Origin of the sequence: Candidatus Angelobacter sp., from assembly GCA_035607015.1 — a bacterium.
In the GTDB taxonomy this organism is placed as follows: Bacteria; Verrucomicrobiota; Verrucomicrobiia; order Limisphaerales; family AV2; genus AV2.
In genome coordinates this window covers 1-7,276 of sequence record DATNDF010000280.1, presented here as the reverse complement: position 1 = coordinate 7,276, position 7,276 = coordinate 1, and the positions used below count along the sequence as shown (strand labels likewise).

Below are 7,276 nucleotides of genomic sequence, written 5' to 3'. Positions count from 1 at the left end.
TTATGATAAACCAGAAGAATCCAACCCCGAGGCCTTTGTTGGTTCTGCGTCCTTGGTTGACGGTCCGGCCCGTCCCTTTGTATTCTCCTCGCGCGGCCTGCAGCATGGCATTCACACCCGCGGCGAGCCCCTGATCGTATTTGCCCTGCTTGAAAAACGGCGCGATCTCGTCATCCACGATCCGTTTCGCCAGCGCATCCGGCAGCGCGCCTTCAAGTCCGTAACCGACCTCGATCCGCATCCGCCGGTCCTGAACGAACACGAACAGCACGGCGCCGTTATTCTCCTTCTTTTGTCCGACGCCCCATGATTCAGCGACTCTTCGCGTGTAATCCTCGATCGACGAACCGCTTTGCATCTTCGGGAAGACAGCGACGAGGATCTGGCTTGAGGTGGACTTCTCAAAATCCTCCAGGGTCCGATTCAACTGCTGCGCGGTTGAAGAGGATACCACACCGGCGTAGTCGTTGAAATAGTTCGCCGGCTTGGACGGAATCACTTCGCCGGCGAGACAACGGGCCGCGAGCAACCCTGAGAAAGTGAGCAAAACCCACCCGCGTGTTGCTCCCGCCCGGATGACGCGACTGATATTCCGCTGCGAGGCCACTGGTTACTTGGCGGGCGAGGGATTTGGCGTGCCGAAATTGAACTCCACTTTCGGCGGAACGTCGGAGCCTTCCTTGGCGGCGAAATACGGCTTCGCGGTAAAGCCAAACATCCGCGCGAAAAACAGGCCGGGGAAGGATTTGACCTTCGTGTTGTAACCCTGAACGGCCTCGTTGAATTTCTGGCGCTCGACAGTAATCCGGTTTTCCGTCCCTTCGAGCTGGGCCTGTAAATCGCGAAAGCTCGTCGTCGCCTTCAAATCAGGATACCGTTCCGCGACGACCAGCAATCGGGACAGCGCCGACGAAAGACGTTCCTGCGACTTTTGAAATTCGGCCAGCTTTGCCGGATCGTTCGGCGCCTGATTCGGGTCGACCCGGACCTGCCCCACCGACGCGCGCGCCTCGGTGATTTCGGTCAGCGTGGATTTTTCGAAGTTGGCCGCGCCGGAAACGGTCGCCACCAGGTTCGGAATCAAATCCGAGCGCCGTTGGTAAACGTTCTGGACCTGCGCCCATTGCTTGTCCACCTCCTGCGACCGGCCGACCAGTGAGTTGTAGCTTCCCCAGACAATCAGCGCGATCAACAGGACTCCAACCGCGACGATGCCGAGACAACCAAAACCGAAGAACCATGATTTTTTCATTGCGGGGTTAAACTGTCAGAGTCCGGTGGAATTGGGAGTATAATTTGACCGAGGATTTGTAACTTCGTCTCAAACCTTCGGTTCCCAGCCCTTCCGATATTCGCGGCTCCACAGCTTGTCCGCTTCCTTGTCCCCGGCGATTCTTCCGCTGGCCGGATCGATGTTGAGCGCGTGTCCGGTGCGCCAGGCGATGTTGCCCAGGTGGCACCAGAGCGTGCTTTTTACGCCTTCCTCGATCTCCGAGTTCAACCGTGTACCGTTGCGGATGCCGTCGAGAAAATTCGCAAAATGGTCCGCGTCATTCCATCTGCCCTTGATCGAGTTCAGTTCCTTGCCGTTGATGTCATAAATCTTGCAGCCGTTGCCGGCGATGACGAGGTAACCCTTGTCTCCATAAAACGCGATCCCGAACTGCTCTCCTTCAAAGCCGCGCGGATGGCAACTGTGGCTCTCCCATGTGGCCGCCTTGCCGTCGAATTCATAAGCGGTGACGTACGCGTCAGGCGTTTCCTGGTCGTCGTTGAACTGGTAGCGGCCGCCGGCGCACGTCACGCGGCGCGGGTAATCGACACCGAGTCCCCAGCGCGCGACATCCAAAGCGTGAATGCCGTTGTTGCCCAGTTCGCCGTTGCCCCAGTGCCAGCGCCAGTGCCAGTTGTAATGAACCAGGTTGTCCACATACGGCTGCTCCGGCGCCGGACCCTGCCAGAGCGAATAATCGAGCCAGTCGGGCACCGGCGTTTGTTTGCCGCGACCGATGGTGCCGCGGGCGCTGTTATACCAGGTGCGGGCGAAGGTGACGCGGCCGATCTCGCCGCTGCGCACCTTCGCGATGGCCTCGATGACCCATGGCCAGCTCCGGCGTTGATTGCCCATTTGCACGACGCGTTTGTGCTTTCGCGCGGCGGCAACCATGAGTTCCCCCTCGTGCGGAGCGTAACAGCAGGGCTTTTCCACATAAACGTTCTTGCCGGCGGCGCACGCCAGGATCGTCGCCGGCGCGTGCCAGTGGTTCGGCGTGGCGATGGAGAGCACATCCACCGCCTTGTCGTCCAAAACCGTGCGAAAATCCTTCACTCCTTTGGGTGTCTTCTCCTGCTTTTTGACGACTGCGGCGATGCCCTTCTCAACGGCGCGGCTGTCCACGTCGCAAATGTAACCAATCTCAACATTGGGCTGGGCCAGATAACTCTGGATGTGGTCCATGCCACGTCCGTTGGTGCCCATGACCGCAACGACGATCTTGTTGTTCGCGCCACCGCCCGCCCGCAGCGACGCAATGTTTCCCATGGTCGCGAGGCTGGTTCCGATGACGGTGGATTGCTTGAGAAACTGACGCCGATTGACAGGTGGATTCATAGCAATCGAGAAATTAGAGAGTCACCCCGAAATAAACAAGCGGCAGATATCCGCTCTGTCCAAAGGTCAGGGTCCGGCGGCGGGTTTCGCGATTCACAGACGGGCGCGTCCACGGCTCGCGAGAGTTCCGCCTTGTGGCGTCGGCGGTTTAAGGCAATAATAGCGGAAAGGCAGCGTCCGCCGGTCGTGGTTGTCGTGACTCGTTGCAAATGACCAAAAAGTCTCCTTTGGATTCTGTGCCGCATGTCGAAAAGGTTCTGAGGGCCCTCGGCGAAGCCGACCCGGCGCGTCCCGCGATCCGTGCCGTGGTCCGTCGCGAACTTGCGGCGTTGCGTGCAAAAAACATCGCTCCCGGTTTCGACGAGCTGCTCGCGGCCAGCCGTTCGGCACTCGACTCATTGCGCGCCTCGCGCATCCAGCCGGTTATCAACGGCACCGGCGTTCTCATCCACCCTGAACGTGGACACCCGCCCCTCGGGGGTGAGGTCGCGGAAACGCTCCAGAGCGTCGCGGCGAACTACACGAATCTGGAATTCGACGCCGCTGACGACGGTCAAGCCGGCTGCGCCGCGTTTCTGGAACACAATCTGGCCCTGCTCTGCGGCGCGGAAGCGGCAGCCGTGGTGAACAACTCCGCCGCTGCGCTGCTGCTTGTCCTGCGCCACTTCAATGCTCGCGCGCGAAAAGAGGTCGTTGTCTCGCGCGGCGAATTGATCCAGACGGATGCCTCTCGCGTCGCGGAAATCATCAAAGCCAGCGGCGCCACACTGCGCAAAGCCGGCACGGCAACCCGGACTTCGCCGGATCATTATCACAAAGTGATCGGCAACCAAACGGCGGTGATTTTGCGGGCGCACGGCAGCGGCGTTGCCGTGGGTGATCCGCTGAACTCGCCTTCGTCAGGTGAAATCGCGGCGCTGGCGAGAAACCATCGTGTGCCGCTGGTCGTTTACCTCTTCAACGGCGGCGCGGAAATGCTGGGACTCGCTTCCAGCGGGCAGGCACCGGCGGCCGCCGAAGCGTTGAAGCACGGCGCGGATGTGGCTTGTTTCAGCGGCGGCGCATTGCTCGGCGGCCCGCAAGCCGGGATCATCGCGAGCACATCGAAACGGGTTGCTGCCCTGAAAAAGGATTCCCTGTTTCCTGCGCTTCGCTGCGACAAACTTCTCCTCTCTGCGTTGCAGACAACCATTGATCTCCACTTGACGGGCCAGGGATCCATTCCTGTGCTGGCGATGCTGCGAGTTTCCCTTGAAGAATTGCACGCGCGCGCCCGGAGGATTCTGACTGCAATCGAAGCGCTGCCGATGAAGATCACGGTCAACGAAGGCAGGTCGCAGATGGGTGGCGGTGCAACGCCGCGCTCCGCGGCTCCATCCGTCACGATTGAGCTTCAGCCTCTCGTCATGTCATTGGAGGAATTTGCGGCGCGGCTGCGTGCCGGTACACCTCCCGTCATTGGTCGTATCGAAGACGAACGGCTGAAGCTCGATCTGCGGACGATTTTTCCCCGCCAGGACGAAACGTTGTTCCGCGCCATTCATCAGGCATTCGCGAAAAGCGCGTAAGCTCCGGGAGCCGGACTGCACACGGACATTTTCAGGACTCTCTTTTGACGTTCATAACGTCGCCGGTATCTCCACTCTCACGAATTCACCCGGCTTGATTTTGCCCAGCGCAGCCTGGACCCGCGCCACTTGGCTCTTCAACGTTGGCCAGTGGTTCGTGGATAAAAGAAATATGGCGATCTTCCTCCCTTTGAGGTTTTGCTGATACTCGAGGTTAGTGTCACAAGTGAAAAACAGATCGAATTCCGGCTCTGCCAACGCGAGAAGCCGCCCGTTTTTGAAGCCACCCCATCCCTTGTCCAGCGCGGTCGTGAACGTGTGGCCCGTCAGGAGGCGCACCAGTTTCAATGGTACGCACTCATCGACCAACACCCTCACTCGCGCGCCCTTTCAAGCGTCAACTCCTGCGCGCCCATGAGCACCGCCACTGCGGCATCACGGCTCACTGACGGAAAGTTTTCCAAAAACTCGTCGAGCGGGCAGCCGCTCTCCAGATGCTCGAACAACGACGAAACCGGGACGCGCGTGTTCCGGAACACCGGCTCGCCGCCCAGGATTTCCCGGTCGGTCACGATGTAATCGTTCAATGCCACGCGCTTGCTTTGTTCGCTCAAGTTCGCTTTCATTCAGTCAAGTTCTATAGTGCGCTGTCCAAGGTGAGATTGCAAGCCGCCAGACCATGACTCGAATCCGGGCGTCATGAACGAATCCGACAACTTTGCGCTGGTGCCGATGGCGCCGGGTGCGATCGAAAAGGCGCAGCTGGGCGCGAAGCGAATCTTGTCCGGCATGGTTGCGGATACGCTCGCGCTGGCAAAGAAGGAGCCGTCAGCCAAACCCGTCTTTACCGCCCTATTGGGCAAGGATCATTTTGCAGACTTGTATAGGCTGCTGCTCAAAAGCCAACTGGGCGAGCAGTACGACCTGAACATAATTCAATTTGAAAGCGCCACAGAACTGTTGAAACTCGCGGAAGAACACGCGTTCGATTTTGTCGCGGTTTACCTCTTGAACATCGTTTGGGACGCCGGTGTTTATTCGGACATGGTGTGCGCGGACGCGGCATGGGGAAAGTGGAATTTCAGTCGAGCCCATGAAGTTTTGGGGCGATTATACTCAAGTTACGGCAAGCCAATCTTTGCCACTCAGGGCTTGGAGTTGACCAAAGAATTCGAGGGGACAGGTGTCGCCTTTGTTACCGCCCCGTTCGAGATCGAGGCGTTTCGGAATGTCATAAAGGCGAGCTTGGCGCTAAGACAGCCCCGCAAAATCGTACTCGTGGACGACGACCGCACACTCTTGGAAATAGTTGAGGCTGTGATCCGCCGTTGGCTCAACGAGGTCACACTTCGCGTGTTCGACAACGGCGAGGAAGCTTGGCGGGAACTGTTGCGAGCAGCCCCCGATCTTCTCATCACAGACATGAACCGCCCCGGTCTGAATGGTTGGAAGATGCTTCCGCTTTTGACGGAACGTAAAGCCAAGTATCCGATTCTCGTAACGTCAGGCTCCAAGTCGGAGGAGCTAGTGCTGGAGTACGCGAATAAGGGTTTGAACGTCACGTTTTTGCCGAAGCCTTTTGCGTGGCGAAAATTCCGCCAAATACTCTCATCAAAACTCGGTCTTGGCGACCAGCCTGACACCGTGGTACGGAAGAACAACCGGTGAACAAAAATAACGATATTGCACTGTTACCAAGGCCGGCAAGCGCACTTGAAAAGGCGGAGCCGGGCGCACAGCGCATCCTGTCCGGCATGGTCGCCGACACACTGGCGCTGGTGAAAAAGAAGCCACTTAGAATCGTACTCGTTAACGACGACGAATGCGTCTTGCGCGTTACCGAAACCGTCATACGATGTTTGTTCAAGGATATAGAGGTGCTCACTTTCGATCATCCCAGAGAGGCGATGCAAGAGCTTGGACAGCGGAGCCCGGACTTACTCATCACGGACACCCAGATGCCGTACATGACCGGGATGGAAATGATCCAACGTTTGTTGGACAAGAAAGCAAATTATCCGATGCTGTTGACCGGAGGGAACGATTCGAATGAAAAGGGGGTCGGCGAACTCGCGAATCCGAATGTAAGTTTCTTGCGGCAGCCCTTCACGACTACACAACTCTTGGAAATCGTCGCGAAGCGGCTCCGTCTCAGTCCCGAAAGAGTTGCCGAGATTGCGCCACAGCCACTCGCCGCGCGACCGCTCCGGATCGTCATGCTCGACGATGACTCAATGCTGCTGTCTGTTTTTGAGGCCGCCGTACGGATCTGGTTCAAGGATGCCATCGTGCTGACGTTTGGAGATGCCGAAGAAGCGATGAAGGAACTGGAGCGGGAGAATCCCGATATTTTCACGACAGACTGGGTACATCCTAAGATAGGCGGAAGCGAATTACTCCGTCTTTTGGCAGCGAGAAAGGCGACGTTCCCAGTCTTGGTAATGTCAGGAAATGCAACGGAAGAACTTGTGCGCAAACACACGCCTCCAAATCTGAATGTCAGTTTCTTGCCGAAGCCGTCCTCGGTTCCACAACTCACGGAGATAATCGCAACGAAACTCGGCCTCAGCCCCGAAAGACTTGCTGGAATCGCACGGCAACCTCGCGGGACGCGACCGCTCCGGATCGTCATGCTCGACGACGAACCAATGACGTTGGACGTTCTTGAGGCTATCATACGGGCACGGTTCAGAGATGCCACGGTGTTGAAATTCGATGACGCTGAGGAAGCCTTGAACGAACTGGCACGGGAAGCACCGGATGTTTTTACCACGGACTGGCAGCACTCCAAAATCAACGGGCGTGAAATGCTCCATCTTTTGGCACAGCGGGGAGTTCGGTATCCGGTCTTTGTAATCTCGGGTTTGGCTCAAGTCAGGGACACTTTGCTCCGTATGCCACCCAAAAATCTGAACGTCACGTACCTGCGGAAGCCTTGCACTCCTGCAAAATTGGTGGAAGCGTTGGAGGTCGCACTGAAAATTCCACACGCGCCCTTGCCGACAAAGGGAATTTCGTCGCCCGATAAACCATGAATAAAGAGGACAACTTCGCGCTGGTGCCAATGCCGCCGGGCGCGCTTGAAAAGGCGGAGCCG

Annotated in this window: 8 protein-coding genes; 3 read left to right on the top strand and 5 right to left on the bottom strand. The window is 57.8% G+C overall.

The features are described 5' to 3' along the window. The 3 genes from VN887_11365 to VN887_11355 form a co-directional block, all read right to left on the bottom strand. On the bottom strand, positions 1–547 hold a 547-nt coding region (locus tag VN887_11365), incomplete at its 3' end, for a TPM domain-containing protein (protein ID HXT40604.1). Between the two features lie 63 nt (positions 548–610). Beyond that, positions 611–1,252, bottom strand: coding sequence for a LemA family protein (locus tag VN887_11360; GenBank protein ID HXT40603.1), 642 nt, complete (start codon positions 1,250–1,252; stop codon positions 611–613). A 69-nt stretch (positions 1,253–1,321) separates the two neighbouring features. Beyond that, on the bottom strand, positions 1,322–2,611 hold the full coding sequence (locus VN887_11355) for a Gfo/Idh/MocA family oxidoreductase (GenBank protein ID HXT40602.1): 1,290 nt from the start codon (positions 2,609–2,611) through the stop codon (positions 1,322–1,324). Positions 2,612–2,820: 209 nt separating this feature from the next. Here VN887_11355 and selA point away from each other — a divergent pair, with 209 nt between their 5' ends. Then, entirely contained in the window at positions 2,821–4,179 is a 1,359-nt protein-coding gene (gene selA / locus VN887_11350; protein ID HXT40601.1) for an L-seryl-tRNA(Sec) selenium transferase, read from the top strand. A 51-nt stretch (positions 4,180–4,230) separates the two neighbouring features. Here selA and VN887_11345 read toward each other — a convergent pair whose 3' ends face one another. Both VN887_11345 and VN887_11340 read right to left on the bottom strand, forming a co-directional pair. Continuing rightward, the gene (locus tag VN887_11345; protein ID HXT40600.1) at positions 4,231–4,518 is read right to left on the bottom strand and encodes a hypothetical protein; all 288 of its coding nucleotides are present in this window, start codon (positions 4,516–4,518) and stop codon (positions 4,231–4,233) included. Positions 4,519–4,553: 35 nt separating this feature from the next. Next, positions 4,554–4,805 carry a DUF433 domain-containing protein gene (locus VN887_11340; protein HXT40599.1) on the bottom strand — a complete coding sequence of 84 codons (252 nt, stop codon included), beginning with the start codon at positions 4,803–4,805 and terminating at the stop codon, positions 4,554–4,556. A 73-nt stretch (positions 4,806–4,878) separates the two neighbouring features. Here VN887_11340 and VN887_11335 point away from each other — a divergent pair, with 73 nt between their 5' ends. Next, complete coding sequence (locus tag VN887_11335) at positions 4,879–5,847, top strand: response regulator (GenBank protein HXT40598.1); 969 nt, start codon at positions 4,879–4,881, stop codon at positions 5,845–5,847. A 548-nt stretch (positions 5,848–6,395) separates the two neighbouring features. Next, entirely contained in the window at positions 6,396–7,214 is an 819-nt protein-coding gene (locus VN887_11330; GenBank protein ID HXT40597.1) for a response regulator, read from the top strand. The last annotated feature ends 62 nt before the right edge of the window (positions 7,215–7,276 follow it).

Bases quoted from the DNA above. Each gene is read 5' to 3' on its own strand.
- VN887_11360 (HXT40603.1), bottom strand. From the start codon at position 1,252: ATGAAAAAATCATGGTTCTTCGGTTTTGGTTGTCTCGGCATCGTCGCG.
- VN887_11355 (HXT40602.1), bottom strand. From the start codon at position 2,611: ATGAATCCACCTGTCAATCGGCGTCAGTTTCTCAAGCAATCCACCGTC.
- selA (HXT40601.1), top strand. From the start codon at position 2,821: ATGACCAAAAAGTCTCCTTTGGATTCTGTGCCGCATGTCGAAAAGGTT.
- VN887_11340 (HXT40599.1), bottom strand. From the start codon at position 4,805: ATGAAAGCGAACTTGAGCGAACAAAGCAAGCGCGTGGCATTGAACGAT.
- VN887_11335 (HXT40598.1), top strand. From the start codon at position 4,879: ATGAACGAATCCGACAACTTTGCGCTGGTGCCGATGGCGCCGGGTGCG.
- VN887_11330 (HXT40597.1), top strand. From the start codon at position 6,396: ATGCTCGACGATGACTCAATGCTGCTGTCTGTTTTTGAGGCCGCCGTA.